This is a genomic window from Solimonas marina (assembly GCF_012241385.1).
Classification (GTDB): Bacteria; Pseudomonadota; Gammaproteobacteria; order Nevskiales; family Nevskiaceae; genus Solimonas; species Solimonas marina.
This window is the reverse complement of record NZ_JAAVXB010000004.1, coordinates 68,581-95,497: the sequence shown is the minus strand read 5'-3', so window position 1 is coordinate 95,497 and position 26,917 is coordinate 68,581. Positions and strand designations below refer to the sequence as shown.

The following is a 26,917-nucleotide window of genomic DNA, read 5'->3' as shown; positions in this document are numbered from 1 at the left end:
CTCAAACCTTCACCAGCGCCGGCTGCGAAGTCGGCGCGTCGGCCTGTTCGCTGCGGCCGTAGGAGTCGCTGAAGCGCACGATGTCGTCTTCGCCGACATAGCAGCCGGTCTGCACCTCGATCAGCTCCAGCGGCACCTTGCCCGGATTTTCGAGACGGTGCGTGTTACCGAGCGGGATGTAAGTGGACTGATCTTCGGAGACGATGAAGGTGTTGTCGCCGCAGGTCACGCGCGCCGTGCCGCGCACGACGACCCAGTGTTCGGCGCGGTGGAAGTGCATCTGCAGACTGAGCTTCTCGCCCGGCTTGACCGAGATGCGCTTGACCTGGAAGCGCTCGCCGAGCGCCACCGTTTCATAGAAGCCCCAGGGCCGGTAGCAGCGCCGATGGGCCTCGGCCTCGGTGCGCTGGCTGCGCTTGAGCTTCTGCACGATTTTCTTGACGTCCTGGACCCGATCCTTGGGCGCCACCAGCACCGCGTCTTCGGTCTCGACGACGACGTGATCGCTGACGCCGACCATCGCCACCAGACGGCCACTCGAATGCACGAGGTTGTTATTCGAGTCTTCGAGCATCACGTCGCCGCGCGTGCGGTTGCTGCCGTCACTGGTCGGCAGCCGCTCGAGGAAGTTCCAAGAGCCGACGTCGTCCCAGCCGGCGTCGAGCGGGACCAGCGCGAGCTGGTCGGTCTTTTCCATCACCGCGTAGTCGATCGACTCGTTGCGGCACTCGCGCCAGGCGCGTGCATCGAGCGCAATGGTGTCGCCCTCGCGCTTGGCCTTCTGCAGCGCTTCGTACGACTTCATGTAGGTTTCCGGCTCGAGGCGGCGCAGCTCGGCGAGGAAGCGCCCCGAGCGGAACAGGAACATGCCGCCGTTCCAGAAGTGGTCGCCCTGCTCGATGAACTGCTGCGCGCGATCGATGGTCGGCTTCTCGACGAAGCTGTCGACCTCATAGGCCTGCGTCGTGCCGAGCCGCGCGCCGGACTTGACCTTGAGATAGCCGAAGCCGGTCTCGGGCCGCGTCGGCTTGATGCCGAAGGTGACGATATAGCCCTGCGTCGCGGCGTCGACCGCCGACTGCACGGCGCGCTCGAACGCGGCCTGATCGTCGATCGCATGATCGGCGGCCATCAGGAACACGATCGCGTCCGGGCCGAACTCTTCGGCGACGAAATGCGCGGCGACCGCCGCTGCCGGCGCCGTGTTGCGGCCTTCCGGTTCGAGCAGCATCGCCGCATCACGAATCTTGGCCTGGCGCAGCTGCTCGGCAATGACGAAGCGGTGCGCAGCCGCACCGATCACGACCGGGCCGACCGCCTCGTCGATCTTGGCCGTGCGCAGCGCCGTGTCCTGGAACAGGCTGGCGTTGCCGAGCAGCGAGAGAAATTGCTTGGGATGTTGCTCGCGAGACAGCGGCCACAGGCGGGTCCCGCTGCCGCCGGCCATCAACACCGGAACGACCAAGCGAGCCTGGGTCATGGGAAAAAGTCGCGGCGGAGTTTTCATGAATCACCTGCTGTGTGCTGGGCGGGGCCGCAGCCCCGTATTCGTGTCTGCCGGAACACCCGGCGCCTGCACACCGCGTTCGTCGGCGAATCGCGATGCAACGCCAGTCAAGGGGCATCGGACGTGCCACCGCAAATAAAATTCATAAAAAACAGTCTCTTGAATTTTTCACCCATGCCGCACCGCACAAATTTCGCTGCACTGCGGCATAAAACCGTCGCCAATCCGCGACAAACTCCGTGCACTTCGTCGACTCCGGGGACCCGTGCCCCGCCGCCGCCTGTCGCCAATCGGCGACATCCCTCACCGACCGCCGCGGCGGCGACGCCTTGCCGGCTGGCGATAGCGCACATCACCGGGTTCATAACGAGAGGGGGTGCACACACCATAAGGAGTCGATCATCCCGCGGAGCGACGTTGCCGGCTGCAAATTGCACGATCACCCACCCCCAAGCCGAGCCGTTTGCAAAGCGTCGCCGCTTCGCGACAGCTGCCGAACACGTTCACAGCGGTAGAAATCAGTTCACTTTCAGTTAAGCGAAAATGAGCGCAAATCAGCGGATCGAGCGCCTCGATCGAGGGCCGCCACGAGGCCATGTCCATACGATTTCCCAACACGATGACCGGCTTGGTCGCCGCTGGCTGTGTGCTGGCGGCGACGCCGCTGCTGATCGCCTTGCTGCTGGCGGCGCTGGCGCTCGAACGGGTGACGAACCAGACCGAGCTGCTGATCGACGAAGGCGTGGCGGTGTCGCGTCTCAGCGGCGAAATGCGCGATCAGCTGCAGAATCTGGAGCGATCCATCCGGCAGTACCTGGCCATCCAGGACCCGGCGCTGCTGACCCTGTCCGAGCGCCGCTGGGATATGGCACACGATCTGATCCGCGAGATCGAGGCGCACGAGCTGGACCCACAGACCGCTCGCCGCGCCGCCGAGGTGCGTCATGGCTTGGCCGATGCCCGGCTCGCCTGGCAGGTCGGAACGGCGGAACCCGAGTCGATGCGCGAATCGGTGCAGCGCATCCATCAGATCGAACCGACACTCGACGCGATCAGTGAAGCTTCGCGACAGCGGATCGACGAACGCCTCGATCACCTGCGCAGCGCCAGCGCCCATGCCCGGCGCGATATGGCGATTTCGGCACTGACGCTGATTCCCCTCGCGGTGCTGCTCGCCTACTTGTTCTCGGTCGCGGTGACGCGCCCATTGCGCGATCTGTACCGAACCATTGCCGCCCTCGGTCACGGCCGCTACTCACACCCCGTCAGCATTCGTTTCCCGCGCGAGATGCGCCGGCTCGGTCAACAACTCGACTGGCTGCGTCAGCGCCTCGCGCAACTCGAGGCCGACAAGGACCAGTTTCTGCGGCAGGTTTCGCACGAATTGAAGACACCGCTGGCCAGTCTGCGCGAAGGGTCCGAGCTGCTGCGTGAAGGGTCGCTCGGAGCGCTCAGCCCACGTCAGCACGAGGTCGCCGGCATCCTGGCCGAGTCAACCGTCGAGCTCGAAACCCTGATTTCCAATCTGCTCGCGTATGCGGAGTGGCGCTCGGAACGCAAACACGCGCTGCGCGAGTGGTTCGACGCGAGGCCGCTGATCGAGGAGCTGCTGACGCTGCACCGACTGCCGATGGTCAAGCGCGAGCTGCGTGCCGAACTGCGCCTGCACCATGTGGGGCTGTTCGGACAGCGCTCGCAGTTGCGCGTCGCGCTCGACAACCTCCTTACCAATGCGATCAAGCACGCACCCGTCGGTACGGTCATCGAGATCGAGGCCGTGACGACCGACAGCCGCTGCGAGCTGTCCGTGCGCGACCACGGCCGCGGAGTCCTGGATGAAGAAAAGCAACGCATATTCGAGCCTTTCGTACGCGGCACCGAGGTCGAGGAGCGTGGCGTGCGCGGCACCGGCGTTGGCCTGTCGATCGTTCGCGAAGTGGTGGTCGCGCACGGCGGCAGCGTCGAAGTCGTCGATGCACAGCCCGGCGCGCGCTTCGTGCTCGCTTGGCCCTGCCCTCTGCCTCAGCATGTTGATGCTGACGGGCTGCAGCACGATGCGCCCCCTGCTCTCGTCGCCGGAAGCGCCGCATGAAGACGTTCAAAGTCCGCTGGCGTTCTTCACCTATGCCAGCATCACCCCGGATCAGCGCGAATCGCTGTTGCAACATTTGCAGCGCGAGCCGGACGGCGAGGACAAGGCCGTGAAGCTCGCCCTGCTGCAGAGCCTGCCCGGTAGCTCCGCCTACAACCCGGTCACGGCACGTCAGCGGCTGTCCGCCATCTCGTATAGCCGTAATGCCGAATACGCGGCGCTCGCACGCCTGCGCCTGCATGAGATGAGCGACGCTGGCCTGCCGCCGCCACGGGCGCCGGTAGCACCGCCCACGAATACGACCCACGACAGCGCCGCGCTTGCCGCGTGCAACGTTCAGGTCAAAACCCTGCAAGACCGCCTCGACAAGATCGTCGATATCGAAAGAAGCCTGGATAACAATGGGAATGGCACGCAACCAGATTCTGCTCGTTGACGATGATCCGAAGCTTTTGCGGGTCCTGACGCTGCGCCTTGAAGCAGAAGGCTACGGCGTGATCGCCACGTCGAGCGGTGAAGAAGCCCTGAAGCGCCTCGACGACGTGCGCCCGCAGATGGTGCTGGCGGACCTGCGCATGCCGGATCTCAACGGCATCGAGTTGCTGGTCAAGATTCAGGGCCGTCACCCGAGTCTGCCGGTGGCCATTCTCTCGGCGCACGGCGACATTCCCGATGCGGTGCGGGCGACGCACGCCGGTGCCGTCGACTTTCTGACCAAACCCGTCGATCGCGATCGCCTGATCTCCTGCATCGAACGGCACGTCGAGTCCGACGCACAACCGAACTGGGCCGACGGCATCGTCACACGCAGCAAGACCATGCGCGCCATCCTCGAAGATGCGCAGCGCGTCGCCCGCACCGAATCGGCGGTCTTGATCACCGGCGCCAGCGGTACCGGCAAGGAAGTGCTGGCGCGCGCCCTGCACGATCAAAGCGGTCGCCGTCACGCACCATTCGTCGCGATCAACTGCACGGCCGTTCCGGCCGAGCTGCTCGAATCCGAACTGTTCGGCCATCGCAAGGGCAGCTTCACCGGCGCCCATGCCGACCACCCCGGCCTGTTTCGCGCCGCGCATGGCGGCACCGTCTTTCTTGACGAGATCGGCGACATGCCGGCTGGCCTGCAGGCCAAACTGCTGCGTGTCCTGCAAGAGCGCGAAGTCCGCCCGGTCGGCGACACGCGTACGATTCCGGTCAATGTCCGCGTGCTGTCGGCAACACACTGCCACCTTGAAGCGCGCGTCGCCGACGGTCGCTTTCGCGAAGATCTGTTCTATCGACTGAATGTCGTTCGCCTGCGGCTGCCACCGCTCGAGCAACGTCGCGAAGACATTCCGCTGCTGGTGGCACATCGTCTCGATCAGCTTTGCGCCAATGGCAGCCCGCGCCGCTCCTATTCCCCGGAGGCACTCGACGTACTCGCCGCCGCCGCCTGGCCCGGCAATGTCCGTCAGCTGTTCAACGTCATCGAGCAGACGGTTGCCCTGGCGCCCAGCCGCACGATCGGCGCAGCGCTGGTACGCAAGTGTCTTGGTGAAGTCGGCGAAGGCCTGCAGGCTTTCGATGAGGCGCGCGACGAATTCGCGCGCAATTACCTGCGCCAGATGCTGGAGTTGTCCGGCGGCAATATCTCGCGCGCCGCGCGCCTGGCGCGCCGCAATCGCACCGACTTCTACAAACTGCTGAACCGCTACAAGCTCGACCCCGCGCAGTTCAAGCAGCTCGACGACGAATAAGCATTCAATAGCGTTTAACCACAGATTACGCAGATTTCACAGATTCAAGAAAAAGAAAATTCGATTTTCTTCTGTGGAATCTGCGCAACCCTCAACCGATGGCTGTCGGCCGCTTCGCGGTCGTGGCTCGCACTGCCTATGCGGATGAGGAAGCAAGCGCATGCCGTTGCAGGCGTGGCACGAACAGCGACGGTCAAAAGACAGATGCAGATTGATCGGAAGGGAGGCCGCCGCCGAATCCTTGCCTTTTTAATCTGTGCAATCTGTGGTTAACAGCCGTTCCGCCGTCACACCGCGACAGCCCCCTTGATGTGCGGGTGCGCCTGATAGCCGACCAGTTCGAAATCCTCGTATTCGTACTGGTCGATAGACGCCGGTCGGCGCTTGATCTGCATCGTTGGCAGCGGATACGGCTCGCGCGTCAACTGCAGCTTCACCTGCTCGATGTGATTGCTGTAGATGTGCACGTCACCGCCGGTCCAGACGAACACGCCCGGCTCGAGATCGCACTGCTGCGCGAGCATCATCAACAACAGCGCGTAGCTGGCGATGTTGAACGGCACGCCGAGGAACATGTCGCAGGAGCGCTGGTAGAGCTGCAGATTGAGCCGCCCGTTCAGCACCGAGGTCTGGAACAGGCAATGGCATGGCGCCAGCGCCATCTGTGGCAGGTCGCCCGGATTCCACGCGCTGACCAGCTGGCGGCGCGACGCCGGATCTTTCTTGATCAGCTCGATCAGCTGTTTGATCTGATCGATGTGCCGGCCGTCCGCCGTCACCCAGTCCCGCCACTGCTTGCCGTAGACCGGGCCGAGGTCACCCTTGTCGTCGGCCCATTCGTCCCAGATCGATACCTTGCGTTCCTGCAGCCAGCGCACATTGGTGTCGCCGCGCAGGAACCACAGCAGCTCGACGATGATCGAGCGCAGGTGCAGCTTCTTGGTCGTCACCACCGGAAAGCCGTCGGCGAGATCGAAGCGCATCTGGCCACCGAAAGTCGCCAGCGTGCCGACACCGGTCCTGTCGTGCTGTTCGACGCCTTCGTCGAGCACGCGACGCAGCAGATCGTGATAGGGCTTCATGCGGATGTTCCAGTCGGGGCCTGGCGATTGCGGATCAGCGACCAGGCAAGAATGGCCAAGCCGCCCAGCAGCATCGGAATGCACAATTCCTGGCCGCGCGTCAGCCAGCCGAAATGCAGATAGCCGAGCTGTGCGTCCGGCACACGGACGAACTCGATGAGGAAGCGGAAAGCGCCGTAGAGCAACAGAAACAGCGCGCTGATCAAGCCGCGCGGAGTTGGCCGCCGTCCGACCAGCCACAACACCGTGAACAGGACGATGCCCTCGAGGAAAGCTTCGTAAAGCATGCTCGGATGGCGCGGCAGTGCATCGGGGGCCGTCTGAAACACCATGCCCCACGGCAGATCGGTCGGCTTGCCCCACAGCTCGCCGTTGATGAAGTTGCCGATGCGACCGGTGAACAGGCCGATCGGCACCAGCACCGCGGTGAAGTCGGCGACCTCGAAATACTTGAGCTTCTGCATGTAGGCAAACGCACCGAACGCCACGAGCACGCCGATCAGGCCGCCGTGGAACGACATGCCGCCCTGCCAGACGCGGAAGATCATCAGCGAGTCCGACGCCGGCAGCCAGTGCCCCTGCGGGTCATAGGCGTAGAACAGTACGTAACCGATGCGCCCACCGAGGATCACGCCAAGTACGACGTAGAACAGCAGATCGGAGATGCGGTCCTTGGACCATTGCACATGCGGCATCTTCGCGCGCTTCAGCGCCATGCCCCACGCCGCCCAGAACCCCAGCAGATACATCAGCCCGTACCAATGAATTGCCAGCGGGCCGAGCTTGAGTGCGATGGGGTCGATATTCGGATGATGGAGCATGAAGAATCTTGAAGACCTGAAAGAAGATTTTTAACCGCAGATTTCGCAGATTACACAGAAAGAAAGACTGTTCCTTTTCATCTGCGACATCCGCATTTCACGCTCTTCACTCGGCGCTGGCTGCGCAGTAGAACGCCTTGAGATAGCGCGTCTCCGGAATCGCCGGATGGACCGGATGATCGGGCCCCTGCGCGCCGGATTCGAGCAGGCGCAGGCGCCGGCCGATCTGCCGTGATTCGCGCAGCAGCACGCGCTGCAACTCGTCGGCCGACAGATGATGCGAGCACGAACACGACACCAGAATGCCGTCGGCGGCCAGCAGATGCATGGCCGCACGATTGAGCGCTGCGTAGTGCGCCAGGCCCGCCTCGTGATCCTTGCGTCGCTTGATCAGCGCTGGTGGATCGACGACCACCACGTCGAACTGCCGTCCTTCGCCGCGCAGCGCCTTCAGCGTCGCCAGCGCATCGCCGCGTATGGTCTCCAGGCTCAGGCCGTTTCGCTGCGCGCTGGCCTGGGCAACGTCGAGTGCGGTCTGCGACGAGTCGACGCAGGTCGCGCTGGCGGCGCCATCGCGCAGCGCGCGCAGGCCCCAGGCGCCGACATAGCTGAAGACGTCGAGCACACTGCGGCCCTGCACATAACGCGCGAGGCGGCTGCGATTGTCGCGCTGGTCGAAGAAGAAGCCGGTCTTCTGCCCGTCGGTCAGCGACAGCGGATAGCACAGCCCGTCTTCGAAGACGTCGAGCGGTTCGGCGATGTTGCCGATCGTCTCGTTGTCCTGCGGCAGACCTTCGAGCTCGCGCGCGGCGTTTTCGTTGCGCAGCAGCATGCCGCGCGGCTTGAACACTTCGTGCAGCGCTTCGATCAGCGGCGTCTTCAACGCCTCCATGCCAGCGGTCGTGATCTGCACCACGAGCACATCGCCATAGCGATCGATCACCAGGCCCGGCAGCCCGTCGCCCTCGCCGTACACCAGCCGATAGAACGGTTCACCGTAGAGCCGTTCGCGCAGCGCCAAGGCCGTGGTCAGCCGCCGCACGAACCAGTCACGGTCGATCTGCACGTCGACGTTGCCGCTGAGCAGGCGCACGGCGAGCAAGGTCTTCGGATTGACGTAGCCGATGCCGAGCGGCTTGTCGCGGCTATCGTGCACGCGGCACAGCGAACCCGGCGCGATATGACGAAACTCGGGGCCGGCGTCGATCTCGTTCGAGTAGACCCAGAGATGGCCGGCACGCAGTCGGCGCTCTTCACGCGGCCGCAACTTGATGGTCAGCATGGAGGCTTACGGCAGTTCGGCGCGGAACGCCTTCTTGTAGCGGGCGCGGAACTGATCGATCGTGAAGCGATGGTTCTGCGTTCCCGGTCGTTCGACGCAATAAGTCCCCATCAGCGACGCGACGCGGCCGGTGGTTTCCCAGTCCAGACCACGCAAAAGGCCGTACAGCAGGCCGCCGCGATAGGCGTCGCCGCAGCCGGTCGGATCGGTCAGCGAGTCCGCCTTCGCGCACGGCACTTCGATGATCTGGCCGCCGGTATGAATTTGCGAGCCCTTGCCGCCGTGCGTGACGATCAGTGCATCGAGCTGCGCCGCGAGCTGCTGGACGTTCAGGCCGGTGCGCTGCATCAGCAACTCGCATTCGTAGTCGTTGACGGTCAGATAGGCGGCCTTGTCGATGAAGTCGCGCAGTTCGTCGCCGTTGAACATCGGCAGACCCTGACCCGGATCAAAGATGAACGGGATGCCGGCCTCGGCGAACTGTTTGGCGTGCAGCAACATGCCGTCGCGGCTGTCGGGCGAGATGATGCCGAAGCGCACGCCCTCGGTGACGATGTCCTGCTGTTGCGCAAGACTCATCGCGCCGGGATGGAATGCCCAGATCTGATTGTCATCGAGATCGGTGACGACGTGACCGTGGGCGGTCAGCGAGCCCGGCATGACGCGCACCGTATCGCGCGCGATGCCATGCTGGTCCATCCACTCGGCATAGTTCGCAAAATCGTCGCCGACCGTTGCCATCAGCTGACCGGCCTCGCCGAGCAGGCGCAGGCTGTAGGCAATGTTGCCGCCGCAGCCGCCAAACTCGCGGCGCATTTCCGGCACCAGAAACGACACGTTCAGGATGTGCACCTTGTCCGGCAGGATCGCGTCCTTGAACTGGCCGGAATAGACCATGATCGTGTCGTAGGCAACGGAACCGCAGATCAGCGCAGACATTGACGCTCCAGAGCGAGGCGTCGGAACGCCCCTGTTGTGTGTGGACCCGCGCGGGGGCTGTACTCACGCCACGCCGGGGTGCCGACCAACGCGGCAGGCGCCGGTCGGCCGATGGCATCTGACCATTATCGCCGCAAGACCGTTCGCCGGAAACGGGCGCGCGATCGCATGGCGTGCATGAGCGCTTTTTGTTTAGTTTATCTAAACATCGGGCCGAAAAATTGTCAGTTGCTGCATCGCAGCAAAATGCCCTTAAATACCATCCATGCAAGAGCGACCAGACGTCCGGTCGCTGAGTGAACAAGGAGTCTCACCATGGAAATGCTTCCCATCGTCAGCCTGGTCCTGTGGAGCACCGGCCTGTGCACGCTGGCCCTGATCGGTCTGGTCGTGAAGGATTCGGTTCTGGAGCGCCACGCCCAGATTGAAGCGCAGTCGCAGAGCGCGATGAAGGTCGTCGCGCAGCCGGTCGAACAGACCGCGCCAGCAGTGGCCGTCAAGGCCGTCGAAACGCGCAGCAAGCGCCCGTCGCTGCTCAAGGCTGCCTGAAAGCCCGACACTGAAACCCGGATTCCGCGACGCCCTCCCTCCTCCGGGCGCCGCGGTAACAAAAAAGCCCGCCGAATGGCGGGCTTTTTTGTTACTGCACCGACGGCACTCAGGCCGCCGGCGGCACGTAACGCAGGTCGAGTTGGCGTGCCGCGCGCACGTCATCGAGACGACGCACCGGCATCGTGTACGGCGCGCCCTTGACCTTGGCGATGTCGGTCTTGGCTTCATCCCAGATCGCTGCCAGCGCATCGACAAACGCATCCAGCGTCTCGCGATCTTCCGACTCGGTCGGCTCGATCAGCAGGCACTCGGGCACCAGCAGCGGGAAGTAGACCGTCGGCGCATGGAAGCCGTGGTCAAGCAGGCGCTTGGCGACATCGGTCGCGGTCAGCTCGATCTCCTGCTTCTGCTTCTTCAGCGTGACGATGAACTCGTGCGACGCGCGACGCTTGGGGAATGCCAAGTCGAAACCCTTCTCGGCCAGACGCGCCGCCAGATAGTTGGCATTGAGTGTCGCGAACTCGGCGACACGATGCATGCCTTCACGGCCCAGCATGCGCGCATAGATGTAGGCGCGCAGCAGCACGCCGGCATTGCCCATCCACGCCGACAGACGGCCGATGGTCTGCGGCAGATCCTGCTCGGTCAGCCAGCGATAGCGGTCGCCGTCCTTGCCGACCACCGGGATCGGCATGAACGGCTTGAGGCGCTCGGACACGCCGACCGCACCGGCGCCGGGGCCGCCGCCGCCATGCGGCGTCGAGAAGGTCTTGTGCAGATTCATGTGGATGACGTCGAAACCCATGTCACCCGGGCGCACCTTGCCGAGAATCGCGTTGAGGTTGGCACCGTCGTAGTACAGCAGGCCACCGGCGTCATGGACGATGCCGGCGATCTCTTTGATGCGGCGCTCGAAGACGCCGAAGGTCGACGGGTTGGTCAACATGATGCCGGCGGTCTTCGGACCGACCACCGCTTTCAGCGCGTCGACATCGACGTCGCCATCGGCATTGGTCGGAATCTCGCGCACCGTGCAACCGAGCATCGCCGCCGTCGCCGGGTTGGTGCCGTGCGCAGCATCCGGCACCAGAATCTCGGTGCGTTCGAGATCGCCACGCGCCTTGTGATAGGCCTGGATCATCGACACGCCGGCAAACTCACCCTGCGCGCCGGCCATCGGCGTCAGCGACACCGCGGCCATGCCGGTGACGTTCTTCAAGATGTCCTGCAGGTCGTACATGCAAGCCAGAAAACCCTGGCTGTGCGATTCCGGCGCCAGCGGATGGCGCGACAGGAACTGCGGCAGCATCGCCAGCTTGTTACAGGCGCGCGGGTTGTACTTCATCGTGCACGAACCCAGCGGGTAGAAGTGCGTATCGATCGAGAAGTTCAGCTGCGACAGGCGCGTGAAATGACGCACCGCCTGCATTTCCGACACCTCCGGCAGCTGCGGCTTGTCCTTGCGACGCAGCGACTCGGGAATCGCCGACAGGTCGATCTCGACGCCCGGAGCCTGGGCGAAAGCCGCGCGGCCGGCGCGGGAAACTTCAAAGAGCAGTTTTTCGGTCATGGAAGGACGCGACAGCAATCAGGCAAGCGCCGCCAGGGCGGCTTCGTAATCAGGTTCGTTGGCGATCTCGCCGACGAGTTCGGCATGCAGCACAGTGTCGTTGCCATCGAGCACGATGACGGCACGTGCCATCAGCCCGGCCATCGGGCCGTCGGCGATCTCGACACCATAGTCCTGGCCGAACGCGGCACTGCGCAAGGTCGACAGCATCACGACCTTGTCGAGACCTTCGGCGCCGCAGAAGCGCTTCTGCGCGAACGGCAGATCCGCCGAGATACAGCAGACGACCGTGTTGGCCAACGCCGCGGCACGCTGATTGAACTGCCGTACCGACATCGCGCAGGTCGGCGTGTCGACCGACGGAAAGATGTTGAGGATCTTGCGTTGCCCGACATAGGCCGACAGCGCGATGTCCTTGAGATCGGCGCCGACGAGCGAGAAGCCCGGCGCCTTGCTGCCGACGGCCGGCAGATCGCCGGCCGTGTGAACCGGGTTACCGCGCAGCGTGATCGTGGCCATTTCGTGAGCTCCAGGTCAGGCGAGGATGCCGGCCAGCGCGTCGCGATACTGCGCGAGCTGCTCCGGCGTCTTGGTTTCGGTCGCGCAGACCAGCAGCGCGTTGCCGAGCTCGGGGAAGCGCTTGGCGAGGTTGTAGCCACCGAAGATGCCGGCATCAGCCAGCTTCTGCAGCACCGGCGCCACCGGCACCGGCAGACGGATCACCGCCTCGTGGAAGTAGGCGCCGTCGAACACCGCCTCGACGCCCGGAATCGACGTCAACTGCGCAAGCAGCGCATGCGTGTTGGCGATCGACGCCGACGCCACCTGCGCCAGACCGTCCGGACCGACCAGCGACATGTAGATCGTCGCCGCCGTCACCAGCAGGCCCTGGTTCGTGCAGATGTTGGACTTGGCCTTGGCGCGACGGATGTGCTGCTCGCGCGCCTGCAGCGTCAGTGTGTAGCCCGGCTTGCCGTCGAGGTCGACCGTGCGGCCGACGATGCGGCCCGGCATCTCGCGAACATAGGCCATCTTGGTCGTCAGGAAGCCGAAATACGGGCCGCCGGACGACAGCGGTGCACCGAGCGGCTGGCCTTCACCGCAGACGATGTCCGCGCCCTTTTCGCCCCACTGCCCCGGTGCCTTGAGCACCGCCAGCGACGTCGGATTGACGACCGCGATGACCAGCGCGCCCTGCGCGTGCGCCCAGTCGGTGATCGCGTCGACGTCCTCGAGCACGCCAAAGAAGTTCGGCTGCTGGATGACGACGGCGGTCGGCTTGCTGCCGTCGTGCGCCTTGAACGCGTCGAGCGGCGTCTGACCGCTGGCCGGATCGTGATCGACGAAGACCTGCTGTACGCCCTGCGCCGGCGTCGTCGAGCCGACGACTTCGCGGTACAGCGGATTGACCGTGCGCGGGACCAGCGCCAGGCCCGAACCGTTCTGCTTGTTGGCGCGCATTGCCATCAGCAGCGCCTCGCCCAGCGACGATGCGCCGTCGTACATCGAGGCGTTCGAGACCTCCATGCCGGTCAGGCCGCAGATCATCGTCTGGTATTCGTAGAGCAGCTGCAGCGTGCCCTGGCTTGCTTCGGCCTGATACGGCGTATACGCCGAGTAGAACTCGCCGCGCGTCGTGATTTCCCACACCGCCGCCGGAATATGGTGCTCATAGGCACCGGCGCCGATGAAGTTCAGCGCGAAACCGTCGGTCCGCGCACGCGTCTGCATCAGCTGCGTGACGGCCATTTCGCTGAGCCCTTCCGGGATCTTCTCCAGCGTGCCGCAGCGCAGCGCAGCCGGAATCTCATCGAACAGCGCATCAATACTCGGCGCCTGAATGGCGGCGAGCATCTCCTTCACATCATTTTCAGTATGCGGAATGAACGGCATGGTCTTACGGCGGCAGAAGTGGGGGCAGCACGCTGCCCAGGCGCATCTTCGGACTTAGAGCGTCTTCAGGAAGTCTTCGTAGGCTGCCGCGTCGAGCAGGCCATCGAGATCGGCAACGTTGTCCGGCTTCATCTTCCACATCCAGCCGCCCTCGTACGGGTCGCTGTTGAGGATTTCCGGGCTGTCACCCAGTGCGGCATTGTTGGCCGTCACTTCACCGGCGATCGGCGCATAGACGTCGCTCGCCGCCTTCACCGATTCGACGACCGCACAGCTTTCTTCCTTGCCGAGCTTGCGGCCGGCGGCCGGCGTCTCGACGAACACCAGATCGCCGAGCGAGCCCTGAGCGAAATCGGTGATGCCGACGGTCACGCTGCCGTCGCTCTCCAGCTTGACCCATTCATGCGACTTCGCGTACTTCAGCTCAGCGGGAACCTTGCTCATCCTTTTTCCTCTCCAATTGCTTCCGCGTCGTGCGGAAAACACCGAATGTTGTAACCGTCACGGCCGATTCCGGCCGCTGGCGCGCGCAATCTGCCAGATTTCTCCTCAGAGGAGGACCTTGCCATTGCGCACAAACGGTGGCTTGACAATGCGCGCCGCCACCCACTGACCGCGAATCTCGACCTCGCAGGCCCCTTCAGCGGCACGATCGACGCGCGCCAGACCGACCGACTGCTTCATGGTCGGCGAGAAGCCGCCGCTGGTGGTCTCGCCGACCGCGCCGTTGGCGAAACGCAGCTTCATGTGCGCGCGCATGATGCCGCGACCTTCCAGCAGCAGGCCGACGAATTTCTTGGGGCTGGCGCCGCGCAGCGGCTCGATCGCGGCGCGGCCGATGAAGTCACGCTCGGCCGTCTCGCCCCAGGCGATCGTCCAGCCCAGGCCGGACTCGAGCGGCTGCGTGCTCTCGTCCATGTCCTGACCGTAAAGATTCATGCCGGCTTCGAGGCGCAGCGTGTCACGAGCGCCGAGTCCACAGGCGCGCACGCCGGCATCGAGCAGGCCCTTCCACAGTGCGACGAGTTCGGCGTGCGGCAGCATCAGTTCGAAGCCGTCTTCGCCGGTATAGCCGGTGCGCGCGACGAACACGTCGCCGTCCCATGCGGCCTGGAACACGCCGAGCGCTTCGGCCGGCCCCCGCAGCGCCGCCGGCAGCAGCGGCAGCACGCGCGCGCGCGCATTCGGCCCCTGCACGGCGAGAATGCCGAGATCGTCGCGATGACGAACCTCGACACCGTAGGCGGCGGCGTGCTCGCGAATCCACGCCAGATCCTTGTCGGTAGTGCCAGCGTTGACGACCACACGGAAATGCGTCTCGTCGATGAAATAGCAGATCAGATCGTCGATCACGCCGCCGTCGTCGCGCAGCATGCAGGTATAGAGCGCCTTGCCGGCGACCTGCAGCTTGGCCACGTCATTGGCCAGCAGCTTGCGCAGGAACTCGCGCGTACGCGTTCCGCTGAGATCGACCGCGGTCATGTGTGCAACGTCGAACATGCCGGCATCGCTGCGCACGGCATGATGCTCGTCGAGCTGCGACGAATACTGGATCGGCATGTCCCAGCCGGCAAAATCGACCAGCTTGGCGCCGAGGCGGACGTGTTCTGCGTGCAGCGCAGTGTGCTTGAGCGTCACAAAAACTCCAGGTTGCGAGGGCAACGGACGTCGCAGACCACATGCCCGCCGCCGGTTCAGGCCTTGGGTCAAGCTTCTGTGACACCCCAGAACGCGGCCGCGAGTTGCGCTCGTCAGACCGTGCGTTCCGCCCCTCTGTCCGGGTACCTGAAAGTTCGGAAGCGGGTTTGCCGCTTCTGCCTCGTCGGTGGTCCGCGCCGTACGCGGACGACTCTCCAGAGTGTTACGACAGCGACCGTGCTCCATTTGCCTGAGCGATTCCGGGCGGGTTTGCGCCTTCGGCGCCACCTTTCGAGGTGGTCTCTCGCACGGTGCTGCTTACCGCTGAATACTTTACCGCTACTGCATTGCCACTCGATTGATTCAATCCCACCTACCACTTCAGCTTCAGGGCAGCCGTCCCTGGCGAGGCCTCATCTCTCGATCCGGTCCCAGCCCGGCCATCCGTGGCCGGGCGTCTGAAGCCGCGCGAAGCTGTGCTTCGCAAACGCGACTGCAGACCCTGAGCGATTCCGGGCGGGTTTGCGCCTTCGGCGCCACCTTTCGAGGTGGTCTCTCGCACGGTGCTGCTTACCGCGGTTACAGCGCCACTACAGCGCCGATCGTGCCTCCCCGGGCACAAGACCGACCTTGTGATGATACGCGACGCGCGTACCGGCTGGCGAGACGTCTGTCACAACTGTCACGAAAGCATCGCACCGAAGCGCAGCACTCGCCGTGCCGATGTCGCGACGCTAGACCCCGACCGCGCGACGAATCAACTCGCGGCGCAGCGGCGGCATCGCCGACACGGCCTGAAAGCCGAAACCACGAACGGCCGACAGCCCCGGCCACGGCATGCGGAACGCGCGATAAAGACCGTCGGTGACGGCCAGCATGTCGATCACGTCGGCGCGACGCTGTCGCTCGTAGCGCTTCAGCAGTCGTGGCGACGCCAGGTCGCGGCCGGCGGCCTGGGCATCCGCCAGCAAGGCCACCAGCGCCTGCGCATCGCCGAGCCCGAGGTTGACGCCCTGCCCGGCCAGCGGATGGACGACATGCGCGGCATCGCCGACCAACACCGCTCGCGGCGCCACGTAGCGCTCGGCGTGCTGCACGCCGAGCGGAAAGCTGACGCGCCGCGTGCAGCCGGTAATCTCGCCAAGCACGTACTCGCTGGCGTCGCCGAGCGCGCGGCGAAAGTCATCGTCGTCGAGCGCCAGCAGCGCATCGGCGCCGGCCGACGACCAGACGATCGACGAGCGCCCGTCCGCCAACGGCAGGAAGGCCAGCGGTCCACTTGCCAGAAAGCGCTGCCAGGCCGTACCGGCGTGCGGCCGTTCGGTCTCGACATGGCAGACCACCGCGGTCTGTTCGTAGCGGCCGCTGAGCGATTCGATGCCGAGCTGTTCGCGCAGACGCGCGTCGCGACCTTCGGCCAATACCACCAGGCGCGCACGCAGCGCACTGCCATCGGCAAAGCCGACGTCGATGCCGGCATCGTCGGCCGCCAGCCGGGTCACCGTCACGCCGCGCTGTGCGACGCCGGCCGGCAATGGCGCCCACAGCGCCTCGGACAGCAGTCCGCTCTCGACGATGCTGCCGAGCGCCGCCACCCGCGCATCGGCCGCGCTGAACGGCAGCGCCGTCGCCGGATCGCGCTCCCAAACCTGCATGCGCGTGTAAGGCGAGACTCGCGTGGCGGCCATCGCCGGCCAGACACCGAGCTGTTCAAGAAACGCGATGCAAGACGGCGCCAGCGCATAGACACGCAGGTCGTAGTCGTCACCGTCGGCCAGCACGCGCGGTGCCGGTCCGTCGCGATCCAGCAGCCGCACCTGCAGGCCGCGCTGCGTCAAACCGAGTGCGACGGCGGCACCGACCGGACCGCCGCCGACCACCGCGACATCGCAGTCGTAGGCGGGCGTCATCGCGCGCCGCGCGCCAGTGACGGCGCCTCACTGCCGAGGCCGAGGTTCTGCCAGAGCACGGCGTCCTTCAGCGGTGGCGCCAGGTCGAGCGCCAGCAGGCCCAGATGGCGCAGGCCGCGCAGGCCCGGCACGCGATTCGAGAACAGCCGCACCAGGCGATCGGTAAAGCCGGCGATGCGCTCGCGATCGTCGCGGCGACGGGCCGCGTAGTCCTGCAGCAGCGCGGCGGCACCACAGTCGTCACCCGCGACCGACAGCACGTCGATCACCGCGGCGACGTCGCGCAGACCGAGGTTGAAGCCCTGCGCCGCGACCGGGTGCAGCGACTGTGCGGCATTGCCGATGAACAGGACGCGCGGCGCCTGCAGCGCTTCGCTCATCACCCGCGCCAGCGGATAGGCCTGACGGCGGCCGAGTTCGACGAAGCGGCCGAGCCGTTCGCCGAAGGCCTGCTCGGCGGCGGCGATGAACGCCGCGTCGCCCCAGGCCAGACGCATATCGACGTCATCGGCCGGCGTCGTCCACACCAGCGAACAGGTTTTGTCGCCCTCGCCCTTCGGCAGCAGTGCGATCGGACCGTCCGGCGTAAACCGCTCATAGGCACAGCCGCGATGCGAACGTGTGGTGCGTACCGCAGTGACGATGGCCGATTGCGCATAGTCGCGACGCTCGCTGGCAATCTGCAGCAGCTCGCGAACCCGCGAACCGGCACCGTCGGCGGCGATCACCAGTCGCGCATGCAAGGTTTGTCCGCTGTCGAGCGTCAGCTCGGCCTGCTCGTCGCCGATCGCGAGCGCCTGCAAGCGCGCCGGGCAGTACAGCCGTGTCCCGCCGAGCGCCAGCATGCGATCCCACAGCGTGCGGCCGATCGCACGCAGCGGCACGTTGTGGCCGAGCGCGTCGAGCCCGGCCTCATCGGCCGTGAAGCGTGCGACACCGAAACGGCCCTGCTCGGAAATATGCGTCGAGCGAATCGGCGCGGCGTCGGCGACCATCGCGTCCCAGACTCCCAGGCCTTCGAAAATCCGCCGGCTGGCGTGATTGAGTGCGATGCAACGCTCGTCCCAGCTCGGTGCCGTCTGCGGCGGCGCCGCCGCCTCGATCAGCGCCACGCGGCGCCCGCTGCCGGCCAACCCGGCCGCGAGGCTGGCACCGACCAGCCCGCCGCCGACGATGACGATGTCCAAGGTTTCCGCGTTCATTTGGAAGAGTTCTTAACCACAGATTTCACAGATTACACAGATGCAAAGACAACGCTGTGGTGTGGTGGCGGTAGGCCCTGTGGCGTCGGCCGGAGCCAATCTCGTCGGCTCATCCGTACATACACCAATAATCTGTGAAATCTGTGGTTAGCGCTTCCTCAGCCCGCCATCAGCGCTTCGATGTCGCCGATTTCCTTCGGCACGCCGCCGGTCAGCACGCGCGGGCCGTCTTCGGTGACGACCACGTCGTCCTCGACGCGGATGCCGATGCCCCAGTACTGCTCGTCGACACCCTTGGTGCCCGGGGCGATGTACAGGCCCGGCTCGACCGTCATCACCATGCCCGGCTCGAACTTGCGGAACTTGCCGTCGAGCTTGTAGCGGCCGACATCGTGCACGTCGAGGCCGAGCCAATGGCCGGTGCCGTGCATGTAGAACTGGCGTTGCGCACCGGCCGCGATCAGATCCTTGGGCTTGCCCTTGAGCAGCCCCAGCTCGACGAGACCTTCGGTGAGCACCCGCGTCGCGACCTCGTGCGGCTTGCCGACCGAGGTGCCGACCTTCAGCGTCTTGATCGCCGCCTTGTTCGCTTCGAGCACGATCTCGTAAACCGCACGCTGCGCCTTGCTGAAGGTGCCGCCGACCGGGAACGTGCGCGTGATGTCGGCGGTGTAGCCGTCAAGCTCGCCGCCGGCGTCGATCAGCAACAGGTCGCCATCCTTCAGCGGCATGTTGTTGTCGACGTAATGCAGGATGCAGGCATTGTCGCCGCCGCCGACGATGGAGCCGTAGCCCGGCTCCATGCGGTTCATCGCGAAATACGACTCGATCTCCGCGGCGATCTGCCATTCGTTGACGCCGGGCTTGGTGCGCCGCATCGCCAGGCAATGTGCCTCGGCGGTGACCTCGCAGGCCCGGGCCATGATCTTCAGCTCGGCCGCCGACTTGCACAGGCGCATCTCGTGCAGGCTGGTTTCGAGCGCGACGATCTCGGTCGGCGCCGCCGCGCCGCGCCGCGAGACTTCGCGAATCTCGCGCACGCAGGCGGCGACCTTGCCGTCGAGGTGCGGGTGCTCGCCCATCGTGTAGTGCACGCTGCGGCGGCCGCCGAGCAGGCGCGGCAACTGTTCTTCGAACTCGTCGATCGTGAACGCCTCGTCGGCACCGTAGTCGTTGACTGCGCCTTCCGGGCCGGCGCGGCGGCCGTTCCAGATTTCCAGCTCGACATTGCGCTCGCGCACGAACAGCACGAACTCGGCGACGTCGCCATCGGACTTGCGGCCCGGCGCGATGACCAGGATCGCGTCCGGCTCGACGAAGCCGCTCAGATATTTGAAGTCGCTGTCCTGGCGGAACTTGTAGTGCGTGTCGCGCGCACGCACGACCTCGCGTGCGCCGGGGATGATGGCGACGCCGTCACGGCCGATGCGCTTCATCAGCTGCGTGCGGCGGCGGGCGTATTCCTTCAGTTCAGTGGCAGTCGGTTTCATGTTGGATCAGTGCAGATGATTGGACTCGGCCGGATCGAGCGTCGGGCGCGGATGCATTTCCATGTACAGCAGCTGCGCACCGACCCGCACGTATTCGACGAGTTCGGCATAGGCGGTTTCCTCGACGTTCTGGTCGTCGTCTTCGCCGACCGCGGCCTGCGTGAACTGGCTGAAGTCGTGGACGATCTCGCGCGCTTCCGGCGACAGCTTGTCCAGGTCCAGACCCGGACGGCTGGCCAACCCGTACAGGAAGCCCTGGCACCAGGCGCCGAGCGCACGGACGCGCGGCACCAGCGCCGTCTCGTCGTCAGGCAGCAGCAGCTCGAAGCCGAGGTCTTCGTCCTGCAGCGCTTCGATGGTCGCGTCGCGCAGCGTGGTCAGCAGCGCGCGGGTCTTGGCGTCACTGGGCAGCGCGCTTTCATCGTCGGCATCGATAAGGCGCAGCAGATCGATATCTTCAGGCTTGTTGACGCACAGCACACCACAGAGCGCACCGTGGTATTCGGACAGGTCATCCGCGCGACCGAAGCCGGAGAAGACCTCCTGCAGGTCGTCGTACGAGAGGGGTTCTTGCATGCCGCACATTATAGGCGGCGACCGGCCGGCCCGCCCGTACGGACGGTTTATGATGACGGTCGTTTACGCCGTCACCGCCGCCGATGCCGACCCTTCACACGCCGCTGCGCCATGCCCGACTGATCGAGGATGTCGTTCGTGGCGGTCGCGCCGCCGAGCGCTACGACCCGCGCATCCGCGATTCGTGGCAGCGCTGCCTCGCCGACTACGCCCTGCAGCCGTCGGCCAAGCGTCAGCCGACCATGGTGCGCGGCGCCGAACTGCGCGAGCGCCGCGAGCGCAGCGGGGCGATCTACCCGATCGCACAGATCGAGATGCGCACGCTGACGCAGCTGCTCAACGCGCCGGTCGGCGTGATGCTGACCGACGGCGACGGCGTCATCCTCGGCTATTGCGGCGACCCGTCCTTCGCCGAAATGGCGGCGCGCGCCGGCTTTCGCGAAGGCGCCATCTGGAGCGAGGCCGAACAGGGCACCAACGGCATGGGCACCTGCCTGGCGCTCGGCACGCCGGTGCTGATCGACGGCCCGGAGCATTTTCTTTCGCAGAACGCCGGCCTGACCTGCTGCGCGGCGCCGATCGTCGATGGTCGCGGCCAGCTGGTCGGCACGCTGAACATCTCCGGCCGTCTGCAGCTGTCGGCCGGACCGACGCAGGCGCTGGTCAGCCTGGCCGTGCAGAACATCGAAAACCGCGCGCTGCTCGAAGCACACCGTCGCCACCACCTGCTGCGCTTTCATCCGCACCGCGAATTCGTCTCGACTGCCGGTGAGGGCCTGCTCGCATTCGACGACAACGGTCGGGTGCTGGCCGCCAACCGCAGCGCGCTCGGCTGGCTGGACCGATCGAGTCACGTCGAAGTACACGGCACGACCGTCGAATCGCTGTTCGGCTGCAAGCTCGAACGCCTGCTGGCGCTGTCGCGCAGTAGCGCCCACGCGCTGCCGCTGCCACAGCGCGATGGCGGCCTGCTCTGCTACGGCATCCTGCAGTCACCGGCGACGCCGCGACTGGAGCTGGCACGGCCGCTCGCCGACGCCGAACGCGAAGCCCTGCGCGAGACCCTGGAGCGCTGCCGCTGGAACGTCAGCGTCGCCGCCGCGCAGCTGGCGATCAGCCGCCGCACGCTGTACCGCAAGCTCGAGCGCCACGGCCTGCAGCGCTACCGCGCCGGCTGAGCAGCCGTGGTGTCGCGCTGTGCCAGTTCTGGCACAGGTTTGCGCCCGCTGGGGACGGACGGCACGATGCGGCATCCATCGTCGCAGGACGCGGAGCGGCTGTGCCCGCCCGCCTCGCCTGCGCCGGCCACGCATCGAAATCCCGTTTGAATGAGGAGCCTTCCATGGACGTTCGCGCCGCCGTTGCCTTTGAAGCCGGCAAGCCCCTGACGATCGAGACCGTGCAGCTCGACGGCCCCAAGGCCGGCGAAGTGCTGATCGAGCTCAAGGCTACCGGCATCTGCCACACCGACAAGTACACCCTGTCGGGCGCCGATCCGGAAGGCCTGTTTCCGTCGATTCTCGGCCATGAAGGCGCCGGCATCGTCGTCGACGTCGGCCCCGGCGTGAAGCACCTCAAGAAAGGCGATCACGTCATTCCGCTATACACGCCGGAATGCCGCGAGTGCAAAAGCTGCACCTCGCACAAGACCAATCTGTGCACGGCGATCCGCAGCACCCAGGGTCAGGGCCTGATGCCGGACGGCACGTCGCGCTTCAGCTTCCAGGGCAAGCCCATCCATCACTACATGGGTTGCTCGACCTTCGCCAACTACACGGTGATGCCGGAAATCGCGCTGGCAAAGATTCGCGAGGACGCGCCGTTCGACAAGGTGTGCTACATCGGCTGCGGCGTCACCACCGGCATCGGTGCGGTGATCTTCACCGCCAAGGTCGAAGCCGGCGCCAACGTCGTCGTCTTCGGCCTCGGCGGCATCGGCCTCAACGTCATCCAGGGCGCCAAGATGGTCGGCGCCGACAAGATCATCGGCGTCGACATCAATCCGGCGCGCGAGACCATGGCCCGTCAGTTCGGCATGACGCACTTCGTCAACCCCAAGGAAATCGAAGGCGATCTGGTCGCCCACCTTGTGGAGCTGACCGGCGGCGGCGCCGACTACAGCTTCGAGTGCGTCGGCCACCCGACGTTGATGCGCCAGGCGCTGGAATGCTGCCATCGCGGCTGGGGCGTCAGCACCATCATCGGCGTCGCCGCGTCCGGCCAGGAAATCAGCACGCGGCCGTTCCAGCTGGTCACCGGTCGGCGCTGGCAGGGCACCGCGTTCGGCGGCGCGCGCGGCCGCACCGACGTGCCGAAGATCGTCGACTGGTACATGGACCACAAGATCGCGATCGATCCGATGATCACCCACGTACTGCCGCTCGATCGCATCAACGAAGGCTTCGACCTGATGACACGCGGCGAGTCGATTCGCAGCGTCGTCGTCTACTGATGACCGTCACGCCGACCGACGTCCTCGACTTCTGGTTCGGCGCAGCGGACGCTGCCGAGCATGGGGCGTTCCGCCGTGAGTGGTTCACGGCGGACGCCGCGTTCGACGCGCAAATCCACCGCCGTTTCCGGACGACCTGGGAACGGCTGTGTGATGGCGAACTCGAATCGTGGCGCGCAGCGCCCGAGAACGCGCTCGCCTATCTCATCGTGGCCGACCAGTTTCCACGCAATTGTTTCCGTGGATCGCCGCGGGCCTTCGCGACCGACGCTCTGGCGCTGGTCGCAGCACAAGCACTGGTCGACACCGGCACCGACCGGCAGCTGTCGGCACTGCAGCGCTGCTTCGTCTATCTTCCGTTCGAGCACGCCGAATCGTTGGCGATGCAAGACCGGTCGGTCGCACTGTACGCGACACTGGTCGCCGCCCACCCGGATCTGCAGCAAGTGCTCGACTTCGCGCGGCGCCATCGCGACGTCATCGCGCGCTTTGGCCGCTTTCCTCACCGCAACACCGCGCTGGGCCGTGAATCGACGGCCGCCGAGCGCGAATTCCTTCTCCAGCCGGACTCCTCGTTCTGAGCGCCGGCACCGACACGACGAACGCCATGGAAACGCTCTCCGAACAGCGCTGCTTCGACGGCCTGCAAGGCCGCTACAAACACCCTTCAAAGCAGACCGGCACGACGATGCAGTTCTCGGTCTATCAGCCGCCACAGGCAAAAAGCCGGAAGGTGCCGGTCCTGTATTACCTGGCTGGCCTGACCTGCAGCGACGAGACCTTCATGATCAAGGCCGGCGCGCAACGGCTCGCCGCCGAACTGGGCCTGATGCTCGTCACCTGCGACACCAGCCCGCGCAATCTGAATCTGCCGGGCGACGCCGACAGCTGGGACTTCGGCGTCGGCGCCGGTTTCTATCTGAACGCAACACAGCCCCCCTGGGCGGCGCACTACCGGATGGGCGCCTATGTCGACGAGGAGCTGCCGGCGCTGATCGAGGCCGAGTTCCCGGCGGCTGAAGACCGCCGCGGCATCTTCGGCCATTCGATGGGCGGCCACGGCGCGCTGGTGACGGCGCTGCGCAATCCGACGCGCTGGCATTCAGTGTCGGCTTTCGCGCCGATTAGCAATCCGTCAGCCGTGCCCTGGGGCGAAAAAGCGTTCACGAACTATCTCGGCGCCGATCGCAGCCTGTGGGCCGAGTGGGACGCCGCCGAGCTGATGGCCAAGCACCCGCATCCGACGACGATCCTGGTCGATCAAGGTGAAGCTGATGCGTTCCTCGAACGCGAACTGCATCCGCAAGCCCTGGAATCCGCAGCCATGAAATCGGGGCAATCGCTGACCTTGCGCCGCCACATCGGCTACGACCACAGCTACTGGTTCATCCAGAGCTTTGTCGCCGACCATCTGCGCCATCACGCCGCGCTGCTCGCGTGAATCGCGGCTGAATCCTGGCGGCGATGGCTGATTCGAGGGGGGCTTGCAAGCCGCGCGCCCGATAACGTGGCGTTCAGTCTGGCCGCAGTAGCGTGGCGCCCAACCTCGCTTGAGGGAGATATGACCCAAGGAGTCGTCATGAAATCGCTACACGTCGCCTTTGCTGCCGCCGCCCTGTTCGCCGCCGGTTCCGCGCTGGCCGATCCGCCGGCCCACGCCGGCCCGCCGGCGCACGCCAAGGCCTATGGTCATCACAAGGGCGAGAAGCTCAGCCACGATCATTGGGGTGAGCGCGTCGATTATCGCGAGCATCACCTGAGTCCGCCGCCGTCGGGCCATGAGTGGCGTCGCGTCGACAACGATTACGTGCTGATCTCGGTCAATACCGGCCTGATCTCCAGCGTGATCTCGATCGGCAACTAAGACCGCTTTGACGAGACAGGCCGCCCACCGGGCGGCCTTTTTTGTGGGCGCCCGGTCGTGGGCGTCAACTCAGTCGCCGGTGGCGCGGATCAAGGTCGCGACTTCGGTCAGCACGGCCAAGGGATCGTTGAGTTCGAGCAGGCGCTGCTTGCGCTCCGGCGTAATCGCCATCAGTTCCAGCAGACGATAGGCGACCCAGCTGGCGTCGTCGAAGCGTGAGGGCTGCGGGAAACGCTGCTCGCCAAGCTCGATCGTCAGTTTTTGCAGCAGCTCGACCATCCACTGCTGTGCGCCCGGGACGCCGACCGGCTCGGCCGGCTCGCGCAACTCGACGGTGCCGACGATCAAGCCATCGACCTGCGTTCGACGATCGAGCAAGCGAAACACCGACTCGCCGCTCGCGCTCAGCGTGAACAAGCCCGGCTCCGGTACATCCCACTCGGCAATACGCGCGGTGCAACCAATCTCACACGGAATCGCCGGCGTGCCGACCTCGAAGCCGGCACGGATCAGACACACGCCGAACACGCTGTCGTCGGCGATGCAGGCCTTGGTCATGTCGACGTAGCGCGGCTCGAAAATACGCAGCGGCAACAGCCCGGCCGGGTACAGCACCGTGCCCAGCGGGAAGATCGGGATGTCCAGCGTCTGCATGCCGGCGATTGTAGCGGGCGGGGCCGCCCCGCCCGCTACATCGAACGCGTGCTCAGGCGGCCGCCGACGACGCAGTGACGCTGCGCATCGTGCCGGTGTCGCGGTAGCGCGTATGCCAGGCGATCGCCTCTTCGAGAATGTGCGGGGTCTGCCCGCCGCGCTTGCAGGCGTCGCGGAAGTAGTCGCGCATCGCATCGCGATAAATCGGGTGCACGCAGCGCTCGATGATGAGCTTGGCGCGCTCGCGCGGCGCCAGACCCCGCAGGTCGGCAAGGCCTTGCTCGGTAACGATCAGGTCGACGTCATGCTCGGTGTGATCGACGTGCGCGACGAACGGCACGATGCTGGAGATGTCGCCGTTCTTGGCGATCGACTTGGTGACGAACACCGACAGGTGCGCATTGCGCGCGAAGTCGCCGGAGCCGCCGATGCCGTTCATCATGTGCGTGCCGCCGACATGCGTCGAATTGACGTTGCCGTAGATGTCGCACTCCAGCGCCGTGTTGATGGTGATCAGGCCGAGGCGGCGGATCACTTCCGGATGATTGCTGATCTCCTGCGGACGCAGGATCAGGTGCTGCTTGTAACGTTCGATGTCGGCCAGCACGCGCTCGTAGAGCGGTGCCGACAGCGTGATCGACGACGCTGAGGCGAAGCTCAGCTTGCCGGCGTCGATCAGCTCGATGGTGCTGTCCTGCAGCACCTCCGAATACATCTTCAGATTCGAAAACTGCGAGTCGATCAGGCCGTGCAGCACGGAATTGGCGATCGTGCCGATGCCGGCCTGCAGCGGCTGCAGTGACAGCGGCAAGCGCCCGTGGCGGACCTCGTTGCGCAGGAAGTCGTCGAGGTGCCCGGCGATCGCCCGCGTCTCGGCGTCCGGCGGCAGCACGTTGGACGGGCTGTCGGCCTTGTCGGTGATGACGATCGCCGCGATCTTCTCCGGGTCTACCGGGATGTACGGCACGCCGATGCGCTGCTCGGGCGCGATCAGCGGAATCGGCAGGCGATGCGGGCGATAGGTGGGAATGTAGATGTCGTGCAGGCCTTCGAGCGCCGTCGGCATCTTCAGGTTGATCTCGACGATGATCTTCTCGGCGAGGATCGCGAAGCTCGCCGAATTGCCGACCGACGTGGTCGGCACGATGCCGCCCTGTTCGGTGATCGCCGTGGCTTCGACGACGGCAATGTCGACCGGCGGCAACTGCCGACCGCGCAACTGTTCGACGGTCTCCGACAGATGCTGGTCGACGAACATCACCTCGCCAGCGTTGATCTTGCGGCGCAGCGTCGGGTCGGCCTGGAACGGCATGCGCCGCGCAATGACGTCGGCCTCGGCGAGAATCTTGTCGATGTCGTTGCCGAGCGAGGCGCCGGTCAACAGCGAGATCTTCAGCGGATCGCGGGCGGCGCGTTCGGCCAGCGCCAAAGGCACGGCCTTGCAGTCGCCGGCGCGGGTAAAGCCGCTCATGCCGACGGTCATGCCGTCGCGGATCAGGGTGGCGGCTTCGTCGGCGCTGACGACGCGCTGCGCCAGACCGGGACGGCGGATACGTTCGTGATGCATGACCTCTCCTCGCAATTCGTTGTCGGCCCCGAACGACGAATGCTGTCCAGCCGGCGCCGTCCCCACGGCAACCGCAGCGCCCGCCATTCT

The 26,917-nt window shown here is 65.5% G+C and carries 24 protein-coding genes, 1 pseudogene and 2 riboswitches; of the genes and pseudogenes, 9 read left to right on the top strand and 16 right to left on the bottom strand.

Annotation, left to right across the window (positions count from 1 at the left end; genetic code table 11):
- Window position 1: 1 nt before the first annotated feature.
- Window positions 2-1,480: a mannose-1-phosphate guanylyltransferase/mannose-6-phosphate isomerase gene (locus G7Y82_RS08800; protein ID WP_168147679.1), complete on the bottom strand. Its 1,479-nt coding sequence runs from the start codon at window positions 1,478-1,480 to the stop codon at window positions 2-4.
- A gap of 703 nt (window positions 1,481-2,183) precedes the next feature.
- Between G7Y82_RS08800 and G7Y82_RS08795 the strand changes: the two genes are divergently transcribed.
- The 3 genes from G7Y82_RS08795 to G7Y82_RS08785 are packed head-to-tail and all read left to right on the top strand — an operon-like array spanning window position 2,184 to window position 5,335.
- Window positions 2,184-3,599 (top strand): HAMP domain-containing sensor histidine kinase, encoded by a 1,416-nt coding sequence (locus tag G7Y82_RS08795; RefSeq protein WP_168147678.1) that lies wholly within the window; start codon window positions 2,184-2,186, stop codon window positions 3,597-3,599.
- Entirely contained in the window at window positions 3,562-4,035 is a 474-nt protein-coding gene (locus G7Y82_RS08790) for a hypothetical protein (RefSeq protein WP_168147677.1), read from the top strand. Before G7Y82_RS08795 ends, G7Y82_RS08790 begins: the two co-directional genes overlap by 38 nt.
- Complete coding sequence (locus G7Y82_RS08785; RefSeq protein WP_240954187.1) at window positions 4,007-5,335, top strand: sigma-54-dependent transcriptional regulator; 1,329 nt, start codon at window positions 4,007-4,009, stop codon at window positions 5,333-5,335. The genes G7Y82_RS08790 and G7Y82_RS08785 overlap by 29 nt, the downstream gene beginning before the upstream one ends.
- A gap of 287 nt (window positions 5,336-5,622) precedes the next feature.
- Here the strand turns inward: G7Y82_RS08785 and G7Y82_RS08780 are convergent, their stop codons facing one another.
- The 4 genes from G7Y82_RS08780 to G7Y82_RS08765 form a co-directional block, all read right to left on the bottom strand.
- Complete coding sequence (locus G7Y82_RS08780; RefSeq protein WP_168147675.1) at window positions 5,623-6,417, bottom strand: thymidylate synthase; 795 nt, start codon at window positions 6,415-6,417, stop codon at window positions 5,623-5,625.
- The gene (gene lgt / locus G7Y82_RS08775; RefSeq protein WP_168147674.1) at window positions 6,414-7,238 is read right to left on the bottom strand and encodes a prolipoprotein diacylglyceryl transferase; all 825 of its coding nucleotides are present in this window, start codon (window positions 7,236-7,238) and stop codon (window positions 6,414-6,416) included. Before lgt ends, G7Y82_RS08780 begins: the two co-directional genes overlap by 4 nt.
- A gap of 106 nt (window positions 7,239-7,344) precedes the next feature.
- Complete coding sequence (locus G7Y82_RS08770) at window positions 7,345-8,520, bottom strand: class I SAM-dependent rRNA methyltransferase (RefSeq protein ID WP_168147673.1); 1,176 nt, start codon at window positions 8,518-8,520, stop codon at window positions 7,345-7,347.
- A gap of 6 nt (window positions 8,521-8,526) precedes the next feature.
- On the bottom strand, window positions 8,527-9,459 hold the full coding sequence (locus tag G7Y82_RS08765; protein ID WP_168147672.1) for a carbohydrate kinase family protein: 933 nt from the start codon (window positions 9,457-9,459) through the stop codon (window positions 8,527-8,529).
- A 315-nt stretch (window positions 9,460-9,774) separates the two neighbouring features.
- Here G7Y82_RS08765 and G7Y82_RS08760 point away from each other — a divergent pair, with 315 nt between their 5' ends.
- Window positions 9,775-10,008 carry a hypothetical protein gene (locus G7Y82_RS08760; RefSeq protein ID WP_168147671.1) on the top strand — a complete coding sequence of 78 codons (234 nt, stop codon included), beginning with the start codon at window positions 9,775-9,777 and terminating at the stop codon, window positions 10,006-10,008.
- A 109-nt stretch (window positions 10,009-10,117) separates the two neighbouring features.
- Here the strand turns inward: G7Y82_RS08760 and gcvPB are convergent, their stop codons facing one another.
- The 9 genes from gcvPB to G7Y82_RS08715 all read right to left on the bottom strand — a co-directional run bounded on the left by gcvPB (window position 10,118) and on the right by G7Y82_RS08715 (window position 20,290).
- Window positions 10,118-11,581 carry an aminomethyl-transferring glycine dehydrogenase subunit GcvPB gene (gcvPB, locus tag G7Y82_RS08755; RefSeq protein WP_168147670.1) on the bottom strand — a complete coding sequence of 488 codons (1,464 nt, stop codon included), beginning with the start codon at window positions 11,579-11,581 and terminating at the stop codon, window positions 10,118-10,120.
- An 18-nt stretch (window positions 11,582-11,599) separates the two neighbouring features.
- The gene (tpx, locus tag G7Y82_RS08750) at window positions 11,600-12,100 is read right to left on the bottom strand and encodes a thiol peroxidase (protein ID WP_168147669.1); all 501 of its coding nucleotides are present in this window, start codon (window positions 12,098-12,100) and stop codon (window positions 11,600-11,602) included.
- A 15-nt stretch (window positions 12,101-12,115) separates the two neighbouring features.
- Window positions 12,116-13,474, bottom strand: a complete 1,359-nt coding sequence (gene gcvPA / locus G7Y82_RS08745; protein ID WP_168147668.1) for an aminomethyl-transferring glycine dehydrogenase subunit GcvPA — start codon at window positions 13,472-13,474, stop codon at window positions 12,116-12,118.
- A gap of 54 nt (window positions 13,475-13,528) precedes the next feature.
- Window positions 13,529-13,918 carry a glycine cleavage system protein GcvH gene (gene gcvH, locus G7Y82_RS08740; protein ID WP_168147667.1) on the bottom strand — a complete coding sequence of 130 codons (390 nt, stop codon included), beginning with the start codon at window positions 13,916-13,918 and terminating at the stop codon, window positions 13,529-13,531.
- A 105-nt stretch (window positions 13,919-14,023) separates the two neighbouring features.
- Complete coding sequence (gene gcvT / locus G7Y82_RS08735; RefSeq protein WP_168147666.1) at window positions 14,024-15,112, bottom strand: glycine cleavage system aminomethyltransferase GcvT; 1,089 nt, start codon at window positions 15,110-15,112, stop codon at window positions 14,024-14,026.
- A gap of 228 nt (window positions 15,113-15,340) precedes the next feature.
- Window positions 15,341-15,431, bottom strand: a riboswitch (glycine riboswitch).
- Between the two features lie 161 nt (window positions 15,432-15,592).
- Window positions 15,593-15,683, bottom strand: a riboswitch (glycine riboswitch).
- Between the two features lie 163 nt (window positions 15,684-15,846).
- Window positions 15,847-17,022, bottom strand: coding sequence for an FAD-dependent oxidoreductase (locus G7Y82_RS08730; protein WP_168147665.1), 1,176 nt, complete (start codon window positions 17,020-17,022; stop codon window positions 15,847-15,849).
- The gene (ubiH, locus tag G7Y82_RS08725; protein WP_168147664.1) at window positions 17,019-18,224 is read right to left on the bottom strand and encodes a 2-octaprenyl-6-methoxyphenyl hydroxylase; all 1,206 of its coding nucleotides are present in this window, start codon (window positions 18,222-18,224) and stop codon (window positions 17,019-17,021) included. Before ubiH ends, G7Y82_RS08730 begins: the two co-directional genes overlap by 4 nt.
- A gap of 158 nt (window positions 18,225-18,382) precedes the next feature.
- The gene (pepP, locus tag G7Y82_RS08720) at window positions 18,383-19,714 is read right to left on the bottom strand and encodes a Xaa-Pro aminopeptidase (protein WP_168147663.1); all 1,332 of its coding nucleotides are present in this window, start codon (window positions 19,712-19,714) and stop codon (window positions 18,383-18,385) included.
- Between the two features lie 6 nt (window positions 19,715-19,720).
- Window positions 19,721-20,290: a UPF0149 family protein gene (locus tag G7Y82_RS08715; protein WP_168147662.1), complete on the bottom strand. Its 570-nt coding sequence runs from the start codon at window positions 20,288-20,290 to the stop codon at window positions 19,721-19,723.
- A gap of 83 nt (window positions 20,291-20,373) precedes the next feature.
- On the opposite strand from G7Y82_RS08715, the gene G7Y82_RS08710 reads away from it, so the two are divergent.
- The 5 genes and pseudogenes from G7Y82_RS08710 to G7Y82_RS08690 all read left to right on the top strand — a co-directional run.
- On the top strand, window positions 20,374-21,468 hold the full coding sequence (locus tag G7Y82_RS08710; RefSeq protein WP_168147661.1) for a sigma-54-dependent Fis family transcriptional regulator: 1,095 nt from the start codon (window positions 20,374-20,376) through the stop codon (window positions 21,466-21,468).
- Between the two features lie 164 nt (window positions 21,469-21,632).
- A complete protein-coding gene (locus G7Y82_RS08705) occupies window positions 21,633-22,742 on the top strand; it encodes an S-(hydroxymethyl)glutathione dehydrogenase/class III alcohol dehydrogenase (RefSeq protein ID WP_168147660.1) in 1,110 nt (369 codons plus the stop codon).
- Entirely contained in the window at window positions 22,742-23,323 is a 582-nt protein-coding gene (locus G7Y82_RS08700) for a DUF924 family protein (protein ID WP_168147659.1), read from the top strand. The genes G7Y82_RS08705 and G7Y82_RS08700 overlap by 1 nt, the downstream gene beginning before the upstream one ends.
- Before the next feature lie 26 nt (window positions 23,324-23,349).
- Window positions 23,350-24,183 carry an S-formylglutathione hydrolase gene (gene fghA / locus G7Y82_RS08695; protein ID WP_168147658.1) on the top strand — a complete coding sequence of 278 codons (834 nt, stop codon included), beginning with the start codon at window positions 23,350-23,352 and terminating at the stop codon, window positions 24,181-24,183.
- A 219-nt stretch (window positions 24,184-24,402) separates the two neighbouring features.
- A pseudogene (locus G7Y82_RS08690) lies at window positions 24,403-24,606 on the top strand (RcnB family protein); the annotation flags it as partial.
- A gap of 69 nt (window positions 24,607-24,675) precedes the next feature.
- Here the strand turns inward: G7Y82_RS08690 and G7Y82_RS08685 are convergent.
- Together G7Y82_RS08685 and scpC are read right to left on the bottom strand one after the other, a co-directional pair.
- Entirely contained in the window at window positions 24,676-25,260 is a 585-nt protein-coding gene (locus G7Y82_RS08685) for an LON peptidase substrate-binding domain-containing protein (protein ID WP_168147656.1), read from the bottom strand.
- 52 nt (window positions 25,261-25,312) lie between these two features.
- Entirely contained in the window at window positions 25,313-26,827 is a 1,515-nt protein-coding gene (gene scpC / locus G7Y82_RS08680) for a succinyl-CoA:acetate CoA-transferase ScpC (RefSeq protein WP_168147655.1), read from the bottom strand.
- Between the last annotated feature and the right edge of the window lie 90 nt (window positions 26,828-26,917).

Excerpts from the sequence above, each read along its gene's own strand:
- G7Y82_RS08800 (WP_168147679.1), bottom strand. The coding sequence starts at position 1,480 with ATGACCCAGGCTCGCTTGGTCGTTCCGGTGTTGATGGCCGGCGGCAGC.
- G7Y82_RS08790 (WP_168147677.1), top strand. The coding sequence starts at position 3,562 with ATGCGCCCCCTGCTCTCGTCGCCGGAAGCGCCGCATGAAGACGTTCAA.
- G7Y82_RS08785 (WP_240954187.1), top strand. The coding sequence starts at position 4,007 with ATGGCACGCAACCAGATTCTGCTCGTTGACGATGATCCGAAGCTTTTG.
- G7Y82_RS08780 (WP_168147675.1), bottom strand. The coding sequence starts at position 6,417 with ATGAAGCCCTATCACGATCTGCTGCGTCGCGTGCTCGACGAAGGCGTC.
- lgt (WP_168147674.1), bottom strand. The coding sequence starts at position 7,238 with ATGCTCCATCATCCGAATATCGACCCCATCGCACTCAAGCTCGGCCCG.
- G7Y82_RS08770 (WP_168147673.1), bottom strand. The coding sequence starts at position 8,520 with ATGCTGACCATCAAGTTGCGGCCGCGTGAAGAGCGCCGACTGCGTGCC.
- G7Y82_RS08765 (WP_168147672.1), bottom strand. The coding sequence starts at position 9,459 with ATGTCTGCGCTGATCTGCGGTTCCGTTGCCTACGACACGATCATGGTC.
- G7Y82_RS08760 (WP_168147671.1), top strand. The coding sequence starts at position 9,775 with ATGGAAATGCTTCCCATCGTCAGCCTGGTCCTGTGGAGCACCGGCCTG.
- gcvPB (WP_168147670.1), bottom strand. The coding sequence starts at position 11,581 with ATGACCGAAAAACTGCTCTTTGAAGTTTCCCGCGCCGGCCGCGCGGCT.
- tpx (WP_168147669.1), bottom strand. The coding sequence starts at position 12,100 with ATGGCCACGATCACGCTGCGCGGTAACCCGGTTCACACGGCCGGCGAT.
- gcvPA (WP_168147668.1), bottom strand. The coding sequence starts at position 13,474 with ATGCCGTTCATTCCGCATACTGAAAATGATGTGAAGGAGATGCTCGCC.
- gcvH (WP_168147667.1), bottom strand. The coding sequence starts at position 13,918 with ATGAGCAAGGTTCCCGCTGAGCTGAAGTACGCGAAGTCGCATGAATGG.
- G7Y82_RS08730 (WP_168147665.1), bottom strand. The coding sequence starts at position 17,022 with ATGACGCCCGCCTACGACTGCGATGTCGCGGTGGTCGGCGGCGGTCCG.
- ubiH (WP_168147664.1), bottom strand. The coding sequence starts at position 18,224 with ATGAACGCGGAAACCTTGGACATCGTCATCGTCGGCGGCGGGCTGGTC.
- pepP (WP_168147663.1), bottom strand. The coding sequence starts at position 19,714 with ATGAAACCGACTGCCACTGAACTGAAGGAATACGCCCGCCGCCGCACG.
- G7Y82_RS08715 (WP_168147662.1), bottom strand. The coding sequence starts at position 20,290 with ATGCAAGAACCCCTCTCGTACGACGACCTGCAGGAGGTCTTCTCCGGC.
- G7Y82_RS08710 (WP_168147661.1), top strand. The coding sequence starts at position 20,374 with ATGCCGACCCTTCACACGCCGCTGCGCCATGCCCGACTGATCGAGGAT.
- G7Y82_RS08705 (WP_168147660.1), top strand. The coding sequence starts at position 21,633 with ATGGACGTTCGCGCCGCCGTTGCCTTTGAAGCCGGCAAGCCCCTGACG.
- G7Y82_RS08700 (WP_168147659.1), top strand. The coding sequence starts at position 22,742 with ATGACCGTCACGCCGACCGACGTCCTCGACTTCTGGTTCGGCGCAGCG.
- fghA (WP_168147658.1), top strand. The coding sequence starts at position 23,350 with ATGGAAACGCTCTCCGAACAGCGCTGCTTCGACGGCCTGCAAGGCCGC.
- G7Y82_RS08685 (WP_168147656.1), bottom strand. The coding sequence starts at position 25,260 with ATGCAGACGCTGGACATCCCGATCTTCCCGCTGGGCACGGTGCTGTAC.
- scpC (WP_168147655.1), bottom strand. The coding sequence starts at position 26,827 with ATGCATCACGAACGTATCCGCCGTCCCGGTCTGGCGCAGCGCGTCGTC.